Below are 18,402 nucleotides of genomic sequence, written 5' to 3' on the forward strand. Positions count from 1 at the left end.
TGGTTCAATAGATCATTTGTTGTTATTATTTTAAATTACGCGTTCATTGAAACTTTGGGATTAAAATTTAGTCCTCAAATTTCAATTTTCAATTCTTTTTGAGCATAAGCTCAATGAACGGATTGTAATAGTTCGCACCTTTTTCCGCTACTCCGTCCAGACCTTTGCCTCCGTTTTTCGGACGTTTGATATCTGCAAAAATCCCCTTTTCCAGTGCGGTAAACAGCCCTTCGTGTTCGATGTTCTCCAAAAGAGCAATGGCTTTGTCTAAGACCTCTTTGGCCCGGCGTTGAATGATTCCGTCCGTTTTAAACTCTACTTCGTCCCCGATGTTTCTCATATTACCGAAAATATATTTTGCATTCTCGATGGAGAGATAGCGGTCTGACATGAAAGGCGTGTGGATAGCCTCTGTCGGCATTCCCAATAATTGAATACCTTGTGAAGTCCAAATACCGATCATGTTGAAAAGAGCATCTTGAATATGACCGCGGAAAATATTTCCCGTCATAAATTTGGTCGGGGGCATGTATTTTAACGGGGCTTTCGGGAAAATTTCGCGGGTCATTTGAGCTTGTGCCAATTCGAATAAGAAACCGTTTTCTTGCATGGGGTCCATTTCGAATGCATGTCCTAATCCCATTTGTTCTTCCGGAAGTCCGGCAATGAGAGCTAATTGTTCGTTGATTAAATCGGAGGCTAATACCGTATGAGCTTGTTCGATTGCGTCGGCCGTCGTTAAATAGTTGTCTTCTCCCGTGTTGATAATGACACCGGCGAATCCGTTGATGACACGGGACATGAATTGATCGACCAAGGTCCGTTGCATGTTGATGTCGCGGAAAAGAATACCGTAAAGAGCATCGTTCAGCATAACGTCCAACCCCTCTAAAGCTCCCATGGCGGCGATCTCAGGCATACATAGCCCCGAGCAGTAGTTACATAACCGAATGTATCGGCCTACTTCTTCGCCTACTTCATCCAGGGCTTTTCGCATGATTCGGAAATTCTCCTGGGTTGCAAAGGTTCCCCCGAAACCTTCCGTTGTAGCTCCGTAAGGCACGTAGTCTAAAAGACTCTGTCCTGTGGTACGGATTACGGCGATAATATCTGCTCCCTGACGGGCTGCTGCTTGAGCTTGTACCACGTCTTCATAAATGTTTCCGGTAGCGACGATGACATAAAGGTAGGGTTTAGGACCTTCGCCGATCGTTTTTAAATAGTGTTCTTTCTTTGCTCGACGATCACTGATTCGTTTGATGCTGGCTTCTACGTAAGGTTTCAAGGCCGAGCGGATCTCTTCATTGGAGTGGACGGGTAGTTTCGTCATATCCAATTGGCCGTCGGCTACCTTCTCTGCAATTTCCTGGGGAGTCATTCTTGTTTCGGCGATCGTATTACCGAGAAAGAAAAGAATACCTTGATTCAATACCCCTTGTTCTTTGATTTCGTCTACCAAAACATTGGGGAGTGGAACGGTGTTTGCGTCCACGCCGTCGATGCCTAAGAGACGGCAAAGAGTCCGCTCTACGGCAACAGTGGTGTAATGTTCCACGAATTTTTGTACATCATCGGCTATTTTCTTGGACACTTTTTTCGCGTGTGCCACTTTGTCAAAATCCAGCCCTAATTTACTGTTCTGCATAGTTTTTTTGTTACGATTTTACATTCGTTTGGGGAAGAGGGGAAAAGAGGACTCTCTTGCCTTGATCCTCGTTTCTTCTCTTTATTTCCCTGCATTCGAACTTTATTTTCAATTTAATATTATTCTTTCTCTCTTTTATTCTTGGTGCAGATAGATTTCTGCCCGGTCCAACAAATTCTCGTCTACTCCCAATATACGAGCAATACGCATCGCCTCCTGCGGTACGGAGGTATCGTTATCCTCGATCAGGGAATAGTCGATGTATTCGTTTATATTATGTATGGTTAACGTGCCTTTTACTTTTTCTTTCATAAATCCTTTTACCCTTAGTTTTCGGCAAGAAGCCTGAATCCCGCTATAATGGGAGGTGATCAGGGATCGGACCTCGTTTTCCGTGAGAAAATCGAGTACCGCATTCACGATAGCTTTTCCTTCTGCCGGATTGGTCGTCCGTGCTAATTCATCGATAAGGATGAGGGCATTTTTGCCTGCTTTGATGTCTTGGACGATCCGGTTGATCCGGAGCATTTCTGATGCAAAGGAGGATAATCCGTTGAGCTCGCATTGCTCATCTCCGATACAGAGTAAAACCTCATCTACTAAAGCGATCTCGGCCTGAATCGCCGGTACGAAAAATCCGAATTGGAAAAGAGTTTGAGCTAAAGCGACGGTTTTGAGGATAACGCTTTTTCCGGCCATATTGGCTCCGGTAATCAGACAGGCTCCTTTGCCTATTTCGATATCAATCGGTTGATAGGTTTTCCGTTCGCTTTCCAGGATCTTCTTTATCTGCGGATTGAAGATACCCTGATAAGAGGTAGTATGTACCGCGATTCCCGGTTTGCAAAGATGCATCTCGATAGCCTGCTTGGCTTTAGCGATAAGGATATCTATTGTCGCGATTCCGGTTAAAGCTTCTGAAACGGAAAGAGCCAATCCACGCAACTGTCCGGAAAGTTTCTCCCGGATCTCGTCTTCCAGTAGAATGCTACGGAAATATAGTTTCTCCACTTGTTTTTCATCCGCTTTTCCGGATTGTTTCAGTTTCTTTATTTCATTTCGTAAATCGGCCAGCTCGGAAGAGTATGCATCGTATATGTAAAAATAAGGAATACGCATCTTGTCCGGATCGAGGATATCGATGACCGGTTCGAGATCGGGAATACGGATGATATCAATCTTTCCCGTCTCTAACAAAAGACGTATATCCATGGCCAACAAGGAGAAGTTCTTTAATTCGAATAGTTCGATGTCATCTAAGTTATGATTTTCTTCTATCCGGGAAATCGTACCTCGAATGTCTTTTATTTGTGTCAGTTTTATGCTGATCCTCGAAAGAATATCGGCGTATTGAGTATCTCGAAGGTAAAGACACATTTGTTCCACTCGATTCAATTCGTTGATAATTTCATCCGGGATTTGCTGGTAGGGAGTTGCATAGAGAACCCGTTTCGCCAAACCGGATTGTATTTCCAGTTGATCGATCATAAACCTGAATCCGTTCACTTCTTCTATGGCATTCCTTACTAAAAACATATTTGTTTCAAATTCTTTTTACATTATATACCGGTATTTGTAGGCTTTCCTGCATGGCAGACCTTAATTCATCCGGATCCAAACAATAGCCTTCGGGAGATAAAGGGTTGATACATACGGCAAGCAACTTGCTTTTTTGCAGGACTTTCAACTGTCCCCCTTTTTTCACGAAAGCGTAATAGGACTCCATAGAGGCAAATACCCGGGTGAAGTCCTTGATTAGTAACGTTATTTCCTTTATTTGCTTTTGTGTCCTTAAGAATTGCAATAACTTGTCACTGATTGCCCCGGCAACGAAAAGGGTGTTCCCATGACGGAAAATATCTTCTTTATGCTGTTCCAGCATAAAAACAGAGGGTATATTCAAATCATGAACGACACCCGTTTCATCTATAGACCAAACTCCGTTTTCGATACCGGCTAATTGGTGTGCCGTCATTGCATCTGCGGTATCAAGACTGATCAGGTCGTATATGTATTTTGTTTTTCTGACCAATTGAGGGATATTACAAGAGAGAGCAGCTCCCGTTGCCAGTATCATAGCTTCCGTTACAGCCGGAGAACTGAGACTGAGACGCGATAAGGCTCCGTCTACGATCGTCGTATCTACGTTAAAACGTTTCATCCCTTCGATGAGGTATCGTAAGGAAGCGGTATCCGGAGGACCGGATAACAGCACTTTTCCTCGCGAAACGGCTTTGGCTGTGATCAGTCGGCCTAAAGAGGTTTGACGATTGCTGACATCCATGATTTCGGAAACCAATCTTTTTTCCCGGTAATGTTTTTCGGACGTGATAAAGATCATGCCTTCGTATACTTCGATTTCCGGTTTGGGAGTTTGGCAAACCTGATCCCGGTCTTCACCGTCAATGCCAATGGAAGTTAGGGCAAATTGCTTTCCCGTATTCTTAACTCGATTAAGAATATAGTTTAAGCATTCTGTCTTCCCGGCATTTTTTGCCAATCCGACGATAGAAATACTGTTGTATTTTAATATCTCTTCAATAAAAGGCAAAGCGATCGTTGTTTTTAGTCGACGATGGTAAAGGATTCTCTTCACCATCGTCGATTGAAATCGTATTAATGTTTATTTCTTTCGTGACGAGCTAAAACTTTCGGTTCGATAGAAAGCTGATCTCCGTGTAAAAGAGCCGCGATACCTTCTCTGCGAGCCTTTTCACATTCGGGGCAATGACACTCTTCTTGGTAATCCGTCGGTTCCGTATAGGTCGTGATAACGCCTTCGTAATTTCTTAATACTACCCGTTTCGGAGATTGGGAAAGAACATAATTAGGCATGACCGGAGTTTTTCCGCCACCTCCGGGAGCGTCCACGACAAAGGTTGGAACGGCATATCCGGAGGTATGGCCGCGTAGATTTTCTATGATTTCGATACCTTTGGATACCGGGGTCCGGAAATGTTCGATACCCATGGAGAGGTCACATTGATAAATGTAATAGGGACGAACACGCATTTTCACCAGTCCGTGCATTAATTTTTTCATCACGTAGGTACAGTCGTTGATACCTCTTAATAATACGGTTTGGTTTCCTAATGGGATTCCGGCATCAGCTAAACGGGCGCATGCTGCTGCAGATTCAGCCGTGATTTCATTCGGGTGGTTGAAATGGGTATTCAACCAGACCGGGTGGTATTTTTTCAGCATATTGACCAATTCCGGAGTAATACGCTGAGGGCAAACAACCGGGGTCCGGCTACCGATACGAATAATTTCCACGTGCGGAATAGCTCTTAATTTACTAATAATGTACTCCAAACGATCGTCGCTTACCAAAAGCGCATCTCCTCCTGATAATAAAACATCTCTTACCTGCGGTGTTTTAGCGATATAGTCGATACACTTGTCTATTCTTTCTGTCGGGGAAGCACAGTCGTGTTGACCGGCAAAACGCCTGCGGGTACAATGACGGCAATACATGGAACATTGGTCGGTGATCAGGAATAACACCCGGTCCGGATAACGATGGGTCAGTCCGGGAACAGGAGAATCGCTATCTTCGTGTAAAGGATCTTCCAGGTCGGCAGCGGCTTTATGCAGTTCCAAAACAGAAGGTACGGATTGTTTGCGGATCGGACAGTAAGGATCGTTTTTATCGATTAGACTCAAATAATAAGGAGTGATTGCCATTCTTAACGTCTTTAGTGACTCGCGAATACCCTCTTCCTCCTCCGGGGTTAATTCGAGATATTTCTTTAATTGATCAACAGTCTCGATTCTGTTTTTTACTTGCCATTTCCAGTCATTCCATTGCTCATCGGTAACTTCCGGAAAAAATTCTTTTCGTCTGCTTTCTGACATTACTTTTTTATTTTAATTTTAGTTTGAATCTATATAGTGGATTGAAAAAATTCACTCCTATGATTATTTCACGTACAATTTTTCAAATAATTCCCGGATGCACGCTGATTCCCGGACGATATTCAGGGTTAATTCCGCGTGTCCTTTCGCGTAACCGTTTCCCACGATTAAACTTATATCTTTGCCTACGCCCTCGGCACCCAAAGCTGCTTTCGTGAAGCTCGTTGCCATAGAGAAGAAGTAAACACATCCTTGTCCTTTGGTGATTAAAATTGAAGTCATTTCGGTCGAGGGAACGTTGACGTTATTGATGGTTACTTCGCATCCTCTCTCGCCGGCGATCTCTGTCACCTTTTTATATACGTCCATCACTTTAGTTGCGTCTGCGACAATCACGTGAGTGGCTAAATTCATCTCTTTTATCCGTTGTGCATTTTCTTCGGAAAATTCTACAACAATGACCTTTCCGTAAGGTCCCACGTTTTTCATGGCCTGGTAGCAGCATAGGATACCTGATTTCCCGCCGCCTCCGATAATGCAGACCGTATCTCCTTCTTTTACAAGACGGGCTACTTGTGCCGGAGCTCCGGCAACATCCAGAAGAGCCAATGCCAGTTTTTCCGGAATATCATGGGGAAGTATGGCATACAACCCGCTTTCAAATAGAATGGCTTCCGCGTCAACGTCTACTTGATCGGAGGCCGGATCTAATTTTTTTATCCGGTGAATTTTTAAAGGTGTCAAAGATAAGGAAACAAGAGTGGCTATTTTATCGCCGACCTTCAGGCTCTTGTCCGGGAAGTTCGATCCTATCTCTTTCACGGTACCGATAAGCATCCCTCCGGAACCCGTCACCGGGTTCTGCATTTTTCCCCTCTCCTTTACGATCGCTAAGATCATCTCTTCCATACGGGAGGCATCTCCGTTGCAGGCTTGTTTGATCTGCGTGTAACTGGCAGAGTCGATGTTTAAGGTTTGAACGTCAATGAGTACTTCATTGTCGTATATCTCCATCGTGTTGTCTAACTTTATGGCCGGTTGAGGGAGAGTCCCTTCTGGAGAGATCACTCTATGCGTTCCGTATCTGCATCCTTTTTTCATCGAATAATATAGTTTTATTGAAAAGATACTGTGACCTGCAAGGAATCTTCGTTGCAGATCACAGTAACATTATTTTTTAAGCGTAAAGTTCGGTAAAGATTTTTCTTAGAGCTTCACACTCTCTTAACTCTTGAAGAGTGATCTCTGCATGTCCTTTGGTATATCCGTTTCCGACGATCATGGTTACATCGCTACCTACTCCTTCTGCACCCAAAGCTGCTTTCGTGAAGCTGGTAGCCATAGAGAAGAAGTATACGATACCGGTATTTTTCGTGCAAAGAATACTGGTCATTTCGGTGTCGGTAATGTTTACGTTGTTGATGGTGATATCACACATCTCTCCGTTGGTCAACTCGCTGATTTTTTCCATTACCGGAACAGGCTGGGTGGCGTCGGCAGAGAACACGTAGTCACAGAATCCGAGTTTTTGTAAACGCTCCGTACTTTTTTGACTGTGGCAAAGACCGATTACCTTACCGGTTACTCCGGCACGTTTTTTAGCCTCGTAGCAGCATAACATACCTGATTTACCACCGGCTCCGATGATTAATACGGTATCTCCCGGTTTTACTAATTTGGCGGTCTGAGCGGGGGCTCCTGCTACATCCAGGGCAGAAAGTGCCAAGTTCTCAGGAAGGTCTGAAGGAATTTTAGCATAAATACCGCTCTCGAATAAAATGGCTTTACCGTCGATGTCTACTTGGTCAATATCCGGACGGATATCTTTGATTTTGTCAATGCGAAGCGGGGTTAGGGAAAGAGAAACCAAGGTTGCTATTTTATCTCCCTCTTTCAAATCAATTTTACCTTTCAAAGCATCACCGATCTTTTCCACGGTGCCCAGTAACATACCGCCTGAACCGGTTACCGGATTCCGGTGTTTTCCTTGTTTTTCAACAATGCCCATCATGATTTCGGCAATTTTCTTTTTGTCACCGCCGGCTTGTTCTTCGATCTGCGTGAAGCTGGCAGAGTCGATATTTAAGGTTTGAACATCGATTAAAATCTCGTTGTCGTAGATTTCATCCATGTTGTTGTCAATTTTGTTGGCCGGTTGCGGTAAAACCCCTTTCGGTTCGATCACGCGGTGTGTACCGTATTTATTTCCTTTTTTCTGCATAAAACTTTTATTTTAATGGTTTTAAATTTAAAATTCTTCTTGCTTCTTCCGAAGTCGCAATCTCTCGGCCTAATTCTTTTGCCAAACGAACGACTTTAGCTACTAATTCGCCATTGGATTTGGCGAGCACGCCTCTTTCTAAATAAAGATTGTCTTCAAAACCGACTCTCACGTTACCGCCCATGACAATCGCGGGAGCTGCCAGAGCAAACGCGTGACGACCGATTCCGGTTGCCGTCCAGGTTGAACCCGCGGGAATGGCGTTTACGAGCCAGCAGAGATTCTGTACCGTGGCAGGGGTACATCCGGGAACGCCGAGGACGAAGTTGAATTGCATGGGAGCGCCGGGAACCTGGCCTTTTTTAGCCATGTTTAATACGGTGTCCAAGTGTCCCATTTCGAAACACTCGTATTCCGGTTTGATGTTGTTCTCTAACATCCTTTTGCCAAAATCTCTCATCATGGGCATGGTGTTTTCAAACACGTCGTCCCCGAAGTTGCAAGTACCGCAATCGAGTGTCGCCATTTCGGGGAATAGTTCCGTCGGTTGAAGACGTTCTTCCGCGGTCATACCTACGGCTCCTCCCGTGGAGGGAATGATAATGACGTCGGGGCATACCTTGTAAATGGCATCAATGCACTCTTTGAAACGTGCCTTGCTCTGGGTAGGAGTACCGTCATCTTCGCGAACGTGAAGGTGAACAATGGCCGCACCCGCGTCTACAGCAGATTTGGCTTCTCTAACTATTTCTTCTACTGTATAAGGGACGGCGGGATTTTGTTCTTTGGTTACTTCTGCCCCGCAAATGGCTGCAGTGATAATTAATTTTTCCATGAGATTATTGATTTTTGCGTTGATCTTCTTTTTTTACCACGCAGGTTCCGCTTGCGCGACAAACTACGATCGGTTCAGCCAAAACATCCGCTGCCGAAGCAGAGATATCAGGTCTGGCAGCAACTACTTTCTTAGCCTCGAAAACCATTTTTCGGGAAGAGTTTCCTACTTTCACGATCTCTCCGGTAGCTTCGATATAATCTCCGGCATAAACGGGCGCTAAGAACTCCACGTTGTCGTAAGCCACGAACAACCCTTCGTCTCCGTCGTGCATGATTAACAATTCCGTGGCCACATCGCCGAACAAGTGTACCATATGAGCTCCATCCACTAAATTTCCACCGTAATGAGCGTCTTTTGCACTCATTCTTAAACGTATCATTGTCTTTTCCATAACTTCTTTGTTTATTATTTGTTAGAGTAAAAGCGTTTACGCTTTGTCTTGTTTTATTATAAAATCTACCATAATAGCAGGGGTCTTTACGTTTTCTGCCGCAATTGCACCTACCTCAACTAACTCCGCAACTTCGGCGATTACCAAATCGGCAGCAGCAGCCATTAACGGATTGAAGTTTTGTGAAGTGCCTCTGTAAACAAGGTTTCCGGATTTATCTCCTAAACTTGCACCGATCAAAGCCACGTCAGCGCGTAAAGGTTTTTCCAACAGATACTCTTTCCCGTCTACCCGAATGATCTCTTTTCCCTCTGCTACGATCGTACCCAAACCTGTCTGGGTTAAAATACCTCCTAAACCGTTGCCTCCGGCACGCACTCTCTCGGCGAGACTTCCCTGGGGACAGAACTCTATCTTCAACTCTCCGCTATTCATTTGTTCACTGGTACACGGGTTCGTCCCGATGTGAGAAACATACAGTTTACTTACTTGTTTATTGGCAATTAACTGACCTACTCCTCTATCCGGGTATGCCGTGTCGTTGCAAATCAACGTCAAATTTTTAACTCCTGATTTTGCCAATGCATCAACAATTTTGTTGGGGGTTCCGTTGGCCAAAAAACCACCTACCATGATGGTCATACCGTCTTTTACTTTAGATACGGCTTCTTCGATTGAAATGAATTTATCCATAGGAAGCATTTTATATTGTTTTGTTAAATATTTAACACATTCGCATTGATTTGTCAAATTTATATCGTTCTAAGGTATAAATAAAATATTTTCAACAAAATCTTTTGCGAATCCCATTATACAGAATGATTATATTTAATTAAAGATATTTTTCCGCTATTCCCACATTTTTGACAGCTATAAAGGTATGTTTTTTGAGGGTAAAATCAAGTATTTTTTCGGATTTTGTTTCAAAAATCCAGAGAAATACCCCAAGTAAAGGAAATTGATAGTGAATAACTTGAAAATATCCATTCCGAAGATTTAACAATATTCCGAAATGTATACGGGGACTGTAAAGTCGTCAGGTCTATAATGTCCGTAAAGTCTGAAATTAATTCCTTAATTGTGGAATCAATCATGGTCTATAAAAGTCTGAAATTAATTTTTGATGTATGATTTATAATTGGGGTTCTGCTCTTGTTGTCTTTAAATCGTAAATCTTAATCCTCCAATCACTGAATCATCATATCACTGAATCTCTTAATCTACAATCGTCAATCTACAATTTACAATGAATACAGTTTAATCAATTGTATGCCCAAAAACCAATCGCCGTTAAAGAGTTCCATAACATGTGTAGAGCGATGGCATAACCGAATCCCAGGCGGGTTCTTGTATATCCGAATAGTAAAGCTACGGCAAAAAAGGCAAACAAAAACCGGGTTGGCATATTGAAATGGTAAATAGCAAAAAGAATTGCCGATAAATAAAAAATGACGGTATAATACTTATCCCATTTGCTTTCGAATAAGGCGAGTTGCTTGTTTAATAGGCTTATGGTAAAGAAAAGAATGGTTGCAATTGAAAGAAGACTACCGTATAGAGAAAGAATATGCCAGATATAATTTGAATCACAAAGTTCTTTCAATTTGTACGTGTATAAAAAGTACGAGATATAAAAGGATATGATCAGGCTTAACGAGATTTTAATTTTAGTGACACTGAATCGACCGAGCGCATAGCGGCAACTAAATTCTTCTATGATAGGACCCAATAGGACCATTTGGAATAGGTATAGTCCGTTATCCGGATAAATCTGATAGAGAGCCGTGTTGGGTATTATGGGATGACTATAGATAAGGGATTCTGCTATTGCTGTCAGCAAATTCACCACGTACACGGTCAGTGATAGCCATAAAAATATAACGAAGAATAGCTTTATTTTATTCCGGGATTTATCCTGAATAGGTTCAAAATCGGGTTTTTTTAGAAATTGAATAATGTCAGTGATGGTTTTCATGTTTTAACTGATTGTTCGTTAGAAATAGGTTCTGAATTTTAGCCTTAAAAAAGTGAAGCATTACTTCTTTTTTGGTTTTGTTTGAAAGTGGTGGAGTGATTATTATTTTATTTACTTAAAGTAAATCTTTATCTATAGTTTGGTAATAACGGGATAAACTATGATCACGCCTGTACCAGCTAAATTGTCCTCGTTCGCAATTTCTCACGCGAGCTACACCATTTCTTATAGCAACATATTGATGGGCGCCCATAGAGGGAGAGTTACAGGGATATAGCCCATTGGGTAAACTTGTTCCAAAAGAATCTCCGGCATGAAATATGCGCCCATTATACGGTATGTTTGGAGATATTATAAAACCCGACCCCAAAAAGGGCAAACAAAAGAAATCAAACATTGATGCCACAGTTATGCCAACTGTTATACAAAAAAAAGTTGATCATGCCTTCGTTAATTTCTTGCCATGTACCGATTATTTTATCCCATAGATAACTTAATTGTCCAGCTGCCCATGTTTCATAATCGCAACCAGGATAAGATTTTGCTATAGGTAATTTATCTTTAGTATTATCTATTCTAATATTTATTTTTTTATTTATAAACGCATCCATCTGTTCTTTATATTTTAAAGATTCTGTAAGAACGTTGAATAGGTCTTCGCTGATACTTATATCAGCACCTTTATTGATTGAGGTTTTGTACACATTATTTTCGTCTTTATAAACGTATTTCTCAAAACGTTTGTTGGCTTCAATAAATAGCTGTAAATTAGCTTTGTAATTTGAACTTTTAAAATTAATTTCAATATAATCTGGATATAGTTCATCCATTTTTTGATCTTTAGTACATCTTACTCCCAATAGGCTGCATATAATGATAGCCAGACAAGTCACTTTATTTCTCATGTTTAATTATTTTTTATTAGTTAATAATTATAGTATTTGTAAAATGAATCAGCTTCTCCATATTGGTAATGGGCTTTAATCACTGAGATTTCTGTAATCATCTATTATTGATTATCTTTTACCCTAAATGCTCCCGTATATATCATATTGCTTTTCTTCTTTGTCTCATGGTTGAATGTTATCCAATTTATGTCAATAATATGATTTGTTTGAGTGTTTTGATGATAATTTAATTTGTTAATATAGTAATTTTTTTTGTGTGTTAAAATTCACGTCATTGTAATATAGTGCATAAATATAATTATTTATATCTATTTTGAAATATAAACGATGTATATTTTAATATTTATTGAATAATCGGTTTGATTTATAATAGTTTAAATTGTATTTTTTTTATTTTTTACACCCATTATCTGTAATTGCAATTTTGAATGCATTGTTTATCTGTAATTGTAGATACTGTCCATGATTACTATTGAAAATTGGAGTAATGTCATTCGCAATTACAAATTATATGTAGATTGGAAAAGTCAAATATGCAATTGATTAACTCCTTCGGTGGATTCGTGTATATCAAAACGAATTTTTGTTAGTTTTGCCTTATGTTTTTCTTGAAAGCGGTTTAACGACATAAATGAAGGATGAGAGAAGTAATGGTGCAATATTTGCAGCGAAGGCTGCTGGAGTGGTTTGACCGTAACAGGCGTTCGTTTCCCTGGCGGGAGCCGGGTGCGACGAAATACCAGCAGATACTCTCCGAGATATTGCTGCAACGAACGAAGGCCGAGACCGTTGCTGATTATTTCAATACCTTCTTTTCAAAATATCCGGATTGGGAAGCTTTGTCGGATGCGACTCTGGAAGAATTGGAGGAGATCATGCGCCCTTTGGGGTTGTATCATCACCGGGCAAAGCGGTTGTATAAGTTGGGACAGGATCTCAAGCAAAAACAAGGGAAGTTGCCGGAAGATTCCAACCAGTTGGCCGATTCCGGTTTTATCGGGTTATATGTGACTAATGCTTACGAGTTATTTGTTTTGTCGAATAGAAAACCCTTGTTGGATGTGAATATGTCCCGTTTGTTGAAGCGTTATTTTAAACCGGGAGAGTTTATCGATGTGCGTTTTGACAAAGAGGTTCAGGATCTTGCCAATGATATTATAGAGGTCCGACGTTGCAAAGAGCTGAATTGGGCTATACTCGATTATGCCTCGGTGGTTTGTAGGAAAAAGAATCCCCTTTGTGAAGAGTGTGTTTTAAATAAGTACTGTACGTTTTATCAGCAGAAAACGGGAAGTGTTGATAAAAAATAAATCGAGTACATGAATTTCCGGCGAATGGTTTAAGACCGATAAATGGGATGATGGAACCCAATTGTCCGTCAATTTGTAATTATCCTCTTTCGGATTTGAAATGGGATGCAATTGGAGATTGCATAATATTTCCAGTTACCTGGGGGGGAAAATGCAAAAATGTAATTGTAACAGTTGTAACACAAAAACCAGATGGCTCTATTATAGGGGCCCCCGCGTTAATGATGACGGATGAAAATGGTGTTGCTCGCGCACGTTTCCCTGTTGATTTTGTGCCTTGTCTTGTGATTGGCTATGTTTACTTTGAGGAACATGGGCAAACTTATGAGGGTTTCGCTTTTGTAAATCTTAATGATGAAACAAATGTACCAAAACTTGTTCAGAAAATTATATTTTTAAAAGTCATACCGGAAAGGACTTCTCTTGCAATGATTAAACTGGAATCAATAGGGGCTGCAATACTAAATGATAAACAAAGGATGGAACTTACTTGATTGGTTAACGTGCCTGTTTTTATAAAAAAATCTCTCTTGCCTGTTTAGATAAGAGAGATTTTTCTTTATAGTCAACGTCTTATTTAATCACGTTTAGTTTTTTACCGATTTTGATAAAGGCGGCCAAAGCACGATCCAATTGTTCGCGCGTATGAGCGGCGGACAGTTGGATACGGATACGGGCTTGTCCTTTCGGAACGACCGGATAATAGAAACCGGTAACGTAGATGTTTTCTTTCTGTAGTTCTGCAGCGAATTCCTGAGAAAGAACGGCATCGTAAAGCATCAACGCACAAATAGCGGATTCCGACGGTTTCAGGTCGAATCCGGCTTCCGTTAATTTGGCCCGGAAATAATTCGCGTTATCCATCACTTTGTCTCTTAACTCGGTACTCTTGCTCAGCATATCGAATACGGCGATAGAGGCACCGCAGATTGCCGGAGATAAAGAGTTGGAGAATAGATAAGGTCTGGAACGTTGACGCAACATGTCGATAATCTCTTTTTTACCGGTGGTATATCCTCCCATGGCACCACCTAAGGCTTTACCGAGGGTTCCGGTGAAAATATCTACCCGATCCATGCAATGATGGTGCTCGGCAGAGCCACGGCCCGTTTTGCCGATAAATCCGGCCGCGTGGCTGTCGTCAACCATAACCAAAGCGTTATATTTTTCGGCTAAATCGCAGATTTCGTTCATTTTAGCGATGTCTCCATCCATGGAGAATACCCCGTCGGTAACGATGATGCGGTAGCGTTGTGCTTGCGAGATCTTCAATTGTTCTTCCAGATCAGCCATGTTGGCGTGTTTATATCTGTAGCGGACGGCTTTACACAGGCGAACACCATCAATAATAGAGGCATGGTTCAACTCGTCGGAGATAATGGCATCCTCTTGTCCGAATAAAGGCTCGAATACACCGCCGTTAGCGTCGAAACAAGCCGCGTAAAGAATAGTGTCTTCGGTTCCGAAGAATTTGGAGATTTTGGCTTCCAGTTCCTTGTGAATATCTTGAGTCCCACAGATAAAACGAACAGACGACATTCCGTATCCGTGACTGTCTAAAGCCTTTTTCGCTCCTTCGATTACGGCAGGATGAGACGAGAGCCCCAAATAGTTGTTTGCGCAAAAATTTAATACTGTCTCACCTGTGGCAAGTTTGATTTCTGCACCTTGCGGTGTAACGATAATTCTTTCGCTTTTGTATAAACCGGCATCTTTTATGGACTGGATTTCAGTCTTTAAAAAGTCTTGAAATTTTCCGTACATATAGCTAAATTTTTTTGTTTGTTTTAATGACCCCAAAAGTAATTAATTTTTGATTATTATCTACTTAAAAATAAATAATCGTGTTTTATTTCAATCCTGGGACTTAGATGTTTTTTACCGTGTGCTTGCTATAAACGAGTGATTATCTTTCACATGAGAAGTGTCATGTTTTGAATTATTTCTTTAAAAAGAACTAAAAGACGAAACGACATAAATTTTTATCTTTGATACGGGAAAAGATGAGTGTTTATAAGGATAATAATAAATTTGAGATTTAAATTATTTTTTATTAATACTTGAAGAAGGAGATTATTTTAAATAAAAGCTATATCTTTATCTCAAATTTCAGTTAAATTTCATTGTAAAGTGAAGAAAATAGCTTATTTAGTGAAAGAATGGGGAATGCTGTTCGTGTGGATGATGATTGGAATTATCTCGGTAAAAGCAGAAACAGGAGTATTTCCTACGGCAGATTCGGTGAAGCAAGTTTTGTTTATCAGCTCTTATCACGAAGAGCAAATATGGACGAGAAATATCATTGAGACGGTAAAACGGCAATTGAAGGATGCCGGGTTGAGGGTTGATTTGAGAATTATTCATTTGGATTCTAAAAGAACAAAAGATAAGGATAAACAGGGCGAAATCTTGTTTCAGGCGTTGAGTGAAATTCGGGGGAGACAGGATTTGATTATTGTCTCGGATAAGGAGGCCAATCAAATCTTTTTTTCATTGGATATTCCGATGATAAAAAAAATTCCGGTTGTTTTCTGTGCGGTGGCAGTCTCTGATGACAGAAAACAAGAGGGTTGGGAAAATGTGACGGGAGTGGTTGGTAAATTGGATTACGAGAAAGTTTTTTTACTGGGACGGAGATTATTTCCGGAAGCTCGTAAAGTATATGTTATTTCGGATAGTACGGAATCCGGAAGGATGCATAAAAAAATGGCCCAAGGCCAATTGGTTAAATATGAACGTGTGTTCCCGATAGAATACGTGGGAGAGCATGAAGCGACGGTGGATGATTTGATAAGGGAAATGAAAAATTTTGATCCTCTCTCTTTTATTATTCTTTCGACTTGGCAGCGGGATCGGCAGGGAATGTATAGGTCCGCGGAAGTTTATTATCCTATTTTTTCAAAGGAGGCTCCGGCGCCGATCCTGTCTTCGATGGATTTTGTCGAGGGAAACGGTATTTTGGGCGGGTATTTGTTGCGGGCGGAGGATCAAGGAACTCGGGCGGGAAAATTAGCCGTGAAGATATTGAAGGGGGAGAATGTCCGGAATGTGCCGGTTGATACGGCAGAGGGTGTCTTTATGTTTGATGACTTGCAATTAAAGCGTAGGCGGGTGGAACGGGCGATTTTGCCGGAAGGAAGCATTATCGTGAATGAACCTGATTCCCTATTTGTGACTTATCGGAATTACATATTCTTTTTTGTTGTTTTCATCGTTCTTCTTGTCATTTTATTAGGGTTATTTCTTTTTTTCTATTTACGTTACCGAACCATGTTCCACAGGAGTCAGAAACTGGAAGCGGCGGCTAAAGGAATGGCAAAAAATTTGGAGCGAAAAACAGAGGTTTTATCCCATACGCTCTCTTCGATGGAGGAGGGTATTGTTGTTGTGAATCGGGAGATGGAGGTGTTGGAAATGAATCGTATCGCCTTGGAAAATGTGGGATACGGGCAAGATGGAATAGGAAAACGTTTGAATGAGGTGTGCAACATTTGTGTGGATGGGGATGAAAAATATATGCAGCATGTTATACGAAAAGTGATGGAAACGGGAGAGAGACAGGTGTTGAATGCGGATGCATTGTTGGTTTCGACACGGGGAGAAGTAAAGCATGTGACGGGAAGTATATCTCCTTTATTTGATAGTTTGCGTGGTGTTGCCGGAGCCGTGTTGATTTTCAGGGATATGACGGATGAATTGCAACAACAGAGATTCTTGAAGATTTCGATAGGGATATTACGTTTTTATACGTGGGTATTTAATATCGATAAACAGACTTTTGAATTTGGAGAGGGGTTCGGGGAGACGGGAGCTCAAAAAGAGCCTTTTGATACCTTGGAGAAATTTGCACGCTATGTTCATCCGGAAGATCGAGCCGGATTTAGTGAGTTTTTCGAAAGGGTACAAAAACAGGATAGTGGCGAATTTACGGCGGCTTATCGTGTGGATTACAAGGGAAACGGTCAGTACAGTTGGTGGGAATGCCGGGGTGTCGTTCAAACCATTGATGTGGGTAAAGGTAAGAAAATAAAGTATTTATATGGGTTGGACATCAATATAGAACAGCATAAACGAATAGAAGAAGAGTTGAAACACGCTATGGAAAAAGCGGAAGAATCCGATCGTTTGAAGTCCGCTTTTTTGGCAAATATCTCTCATGAAATACGGACTCCTCTCAATGGAATTGTCGGTTTTGCAAATCTAATATGTGAAAAGGATTATTCCCATGAAGAAAAGCAAACATTTTATGCTGCGATCAATAAAAATAGTAAACTGCTTTTGTCTTTGTTGGATGATATATTGGATCTTTCTCGTATCGAATCCAATTCGGTCGGATGTCAGGTGGAAGAGTGTGACGTAAATGAGATGGTTAATTCGGTTTTTGAAACTCATCGGCTTTTGATGCCTGAACGAATTGTTTTGGTCAAAGAGGAGATTCCAACAGGTTTACGGGTAAAAACGGATAGCGTGAAACTTACGCAGGTCTTTACGAATATTATTAATAATGCCAAGAAATTTACCTCACAAGGAAAGATTACTTTAGGAACCCGGCTTTCGGAAGATCGGGAATGGTTGGAGTTTTCGGTTGCTGATACGGGAGAAGGGATTCCGGAAAAGAGTTTGCCGCGTATTTTCGATAGGTTTTATAAGGTGGATGAGTTCAAGCCGGGGACAGGACTGGGTTTGCCTATTTGTAAGGCTATTATGGATTTGTTAGGTGGTGATATTCGCGTCGAGTCTGAATTGGGAAAAGGTACCGTTTTTTATTTTCGTATACCTCTTTATCTGGATGAGGCTAAGGGGCATTTTGTCTTTGAGGTCTCTAACGAGCCGGAAGATTGGCCTGTGATAGCGAATGAGGATAAGAAGCATATTTTAATTGCCGAAGATACGGATAGTAATTATCTATTGTTAAAGGCATTGTTGAAGAAAGATTATATGTTGGATCGGGCTCGAGATGGAATAGAGGCAGTGGAAATGTTTAAGAAAAATAAGTACGATGCCATCCTGATGGATTTGAAAATGCCTCGTATGGATGGTTTGGAAGCAATGATAGAGATCCGTAAATTTTCGGATATCCCTATAATCATTCAAACGGCTTATGCATTCGAAGTGGATCGGGAGAAATGCTGGGAGGCAGGATGTACGGATTTTATAAGTAAACCTATAAAATCCGTGACGATACATTCTATTTTGAAAAAACACCTCTCTTGATGGGGATATTGGAAATACAGTCTGAAAAGGAATCTTTTCTTC

The 18,402-nt window shown here is 41.2% G+C and carries 15 protein-coding genes; 3 read left to right on the forward strand and 12 right to left on the reverse strand.

What is annotated here, in order from left to right:
- Positions 1–88: 88 nt before the first annotated feature.
- The 11 genes from kamD to NVS78_RS04430 all read right to left on the reverse strand — a co-directional run bounded on the left by kamD (position 89) and on the right by NVS78_RS04430 (position 11,833).
- On the reverse strand, positions 89–1,645 hold the full coding sequence (kamD, locus tag NVS78_RS04380; RefSeq protein ID WP_059026545.1) for a lysine 5,6-aminomutase subunit alpha: 1,557 nt from the start codon (positions 1,643–1,645) through the stop codon (positions 89–91).
- A 135-nt stretch (positions 1,646–1,780) separates the two neighbouring features.
- Positions 1,781–3,181, reverse strand: coding sequence for a lysine 5,6-aminomutase reactivase ATPase KamC (gene kamC / locus NVS78_RS04385; RefSeq protein ID WP_286358088.1), 1,401 nt, complete (start codon positions 3,179–3,181; stop codon positions 1,781–1,783).
- Positions 3,182–3,188: 7 nt separating this feature from the next.
- Positions 3,189–4,244, reverse strand: coding sequence for a lysine 5,6-aminomutase reactivase subunit KamB (kamB, locus tag NVS78_RS04390; RefSeq protein WP_286358089.1), 1,056 nt, complete (start codon positions 4,242–4,244; stop codon positions 3,189–3,191).
- A 17-nt stretch (positions 4,245–4,261) separates the two neighbouring features.
- Positions 4,262–5,503, reverse strand: a complete 1,242-nt coding sequence (gene kamA / locus NVS78_RS04395) for a lysine 2,3-aminomutase (RefSeq protein WP_059026544.1) — start codon at positions 5,501–5,503, stop codon at positions 4,262–4,264.
- A gap of 63 nt (positions 5,504–5,566) precedes the next feature.
- On the reverse strand, positions 5,567–6,604 hold the full coding sequence (gene kdd, locus NVS78_RS04400) for an L-erythro-3,5-diaminohexanoate dehydrogenase (RefSeq protein WP_041502664.1): 1,038 nt from the start codon (positions 6,602–6,604) through the stop codon (positions 5,567–5,569).
- Between the two features lie 76 nt (positions 6,605–6,680).
- Positions 6,681–7,724, reverse strand: coding sequence for an L-erythro-3,5-diaminohexanoate dehydrogenase (kdd, locus tag NVS78_RS04405; protein WP_041502665.1), 1,044 nt, complete (start codon positions 7,722–7,724; stop codon positions 6,681–6,683).
- Positions 7,725–7,731: 7 nt separating this feature from the next.
- A complete protein-coding gene (gene kce, locus NVS78_RS04410) occupies positions 7,732–8,559 on the reverse strand; it encodes a 3-keto-5-aminohexanoate cleavage enzyme (RefSeq protein WP_041502666.1) in 828 nt (275 codons plus the stop codon).
- A 4-nt stretch (positions 8,560–8,563) separates the two neighbouring features.
- Positions 8,564–8,953, reverse strand: a complete 390-nt coding sequence (kal, locus tag NVS78_RS04415) for a 3-aminobutyryl-CoA ammonia lyase (RefSeq protein WP_041502667.1) — start codon at positions 8,951–8,953, stop codon at positions 8,564–8,566.
- A gap of 36 nt (positions 8,954–8,989) precedes the next feature.
- On the reverse strand, positions 8,990–9,646 hold the full coding sequence (locus NVS78_RS04420; protein WP_041502715.1) for a CoA transferase subunit A: 657 nt from the start codon (positions 9,644–9,646) through the stop codon (positions 8,990–8,992).
- Positions 9,647–10,214: 568 nt separating this feature from the next.
- The gene (locus NVS78_RS04425; RefSeq protein WP_286358090.1) at positions 10,215–10,928 is read right to left on the reverse strand and encodes a CPBP family intramembrane glutamic endopeptidase; all 714 of its coding nucleotides are present in this window, start codon (positions 10,926–10,928) and stop codon (positions 10,215–10,217) included.
- 389 nt (positions 10,929–11,317) lie between these two features.
- Positions 11,318–11,833 carry a hypothetical protein gene (locus NVS78_RS04430; RefSeq protein WP_286358091.1) on the reverse strand — a complete coding sequence of 172 codons (516 nt, stop codon included), beginning with the start codon at positions 11,831–11,833 and terminating at the stop codon, positions 11,318–11,320.
- Between the two features lie 641 nt (positions 11,834–12,474).
- Between NVS78_RS04430 and NVS78_RS04435 the strand changes: the two genes are divergently transcribed.
- Together NVS78_RS04435 and NVS78_RS04440 are read left to right on the forward strand one after the other, a co-directional pair.
- Positions 12,475–13,146: an HhH-GPD family protein gene (locus tag NVS78_RS04435; RefSeq protein ID WP_286358092.1), complete on the forward strand. Its 672-nt coding sequence runs from the start codon at positions 12,475–12,477 to the stop codon at positions 13,144–13,146.
- 47 nt (positions 13,147–13,193) lie between these two features.
- Entirely contained in the window at positions 13,194–13,640 is a 447-nt protein-coding gene (locus NVS78_RS04440) for a hypothetical protein (protein ID WP_286358093.1), read from the forward strand.
- 79 nt (positions 13,641–13,719) lie between these two features.
- Here the strand turns inward: NVS78_RS04440 and kbl are convergent, their stop codons facing one another.
- A complete protein-coding gene (gene kbl / locus NVS78_RS04445) occupies positions 13,720–14,910 on the reverse strand; it encodes a glycine C-acetyltransferase (RefSeq protein ID WP_041502673.1) in 1,191 nt (396 codons plus the stop codon).
- 366 nt (positions 14,911–15,276) lie between these two features.
- Between kbl and NVS78_RS04450 the strand changes: the two genes are divergently transcribed.
- On the forward strand, positions 15,277–18,360 hold the full coding sequence (locus NVS78_RS04450; RefSeq protein ID WP_286358094.1) for an ABC transporter substrate binding protein: 3,084 nt from the start codon (positions 15,277–15,279) through the stop codon (positions 18,358–18,360).
- Positions 18,361–18,402 lie beyond the last annotated feature (42 nt).

This window comes from Gabonibacter chumensis (assembly GCF_024741215.1).
GTDB lineage: Bacteria > Bacteroidota > Bacteroidia > Bacteroidales > Marinifilaceae > Gabonibacter > Gabonibacter massiliensis.

Bases quoted from the DNA above. Each gene is read 5' to 3' on its own strand.
- kamC (WP_286358088.1), bottom strand. From the start codon at position 3,181: ATGTTTTTAGTAAGGAATGCCATAGAAGAAGTGAACGGATTCAGGTTT.
- kbl (WP_041502673.1), bottom strand. From the start codon at position 14,910: ATGTACGGAAAATTTCAAGACTTTTTAAAGACTGAAATCCAGTCCATA.
- kdd (WP_041502665.1), bottom strand. From the start codon at position 7,724: ATGCAGAAAAAAGGAAATAAATACGGTACACACCGCGTGATCGAACCG.
- NVS78_RS04425 (WP_286358090.1), bottom strand. From the start codon at position 10,928: ATGAAAACCATCACTGACATTATTCAATTTCTAAAAAAACCCGATTTT.
- kce (WP_041502666.1), bottom strand. From the start codon at position 8,559: ATGGAAAAATTAATTATCACTGCAGCCATTTGCGGGGCAGAAGTAACC.
- kamA (WP_059026544.1), bottom strand. From the start codon at position 5,503: ATGTCAGAAAGCAGACGAAAAGAATTTTTTCCGGAAGTTACCGATGAG.
- NVS78_RS04430 (WP_286358091.1), bottom strand. From the start codon at position 11,833: ATGAGAAATAAAGTGACTTGTCTGGCTATCATTATATGCAGCCTATTG.
- kal (WP_041502667.1), bottom strand. From the start codon at position 8,953: ATGGAAAAGACAATGATACGTTTAAGAATGAGTGCAAAAGACGCTCAT.
- kdd (WP_041502664.1), bottom strand. From the start codon at position 6,604: ATGAAAAAAGGATGCAGATACGGAACGCATAGAGTGATCTCTCCAGAA.
- NVS78_RS04440 (WP_286358093.1), top strand. From the start codon at position 13,194: ATGATGGAACCCAATTGTCCGTCAATTTGTAATTATCCTCTTTCGGAT.
- kamD (WP_059026545.1), bottom strand. From the start codon at position 1,645: ATGCAGAACAGTAAATTAGGGCTGGATTTTGACAAAGTGGCACACGCG.
- NVS78_RS04420 (WP_041502715.1), bottom strand. From the start codon at position 9,646: ATGGATAAATTCATTTCAATCGAAGAAGCCGTATCTAAAGTAAAAGAC.
- kamB (WP_286358089.1), bottom strand. From the start codon at position 4,244: ATGGTGAAGAGAATCCTTTACCATCGTCGACTAAAAACAACGATCGCT.
- NVS78_RS04435 (WP_286358092.1), top strand. From the start codon at position 12,475: ATGAGAGAAGTAATGGTGCAATATTTGCAGCGAAGGCTGCTGGAGTGG.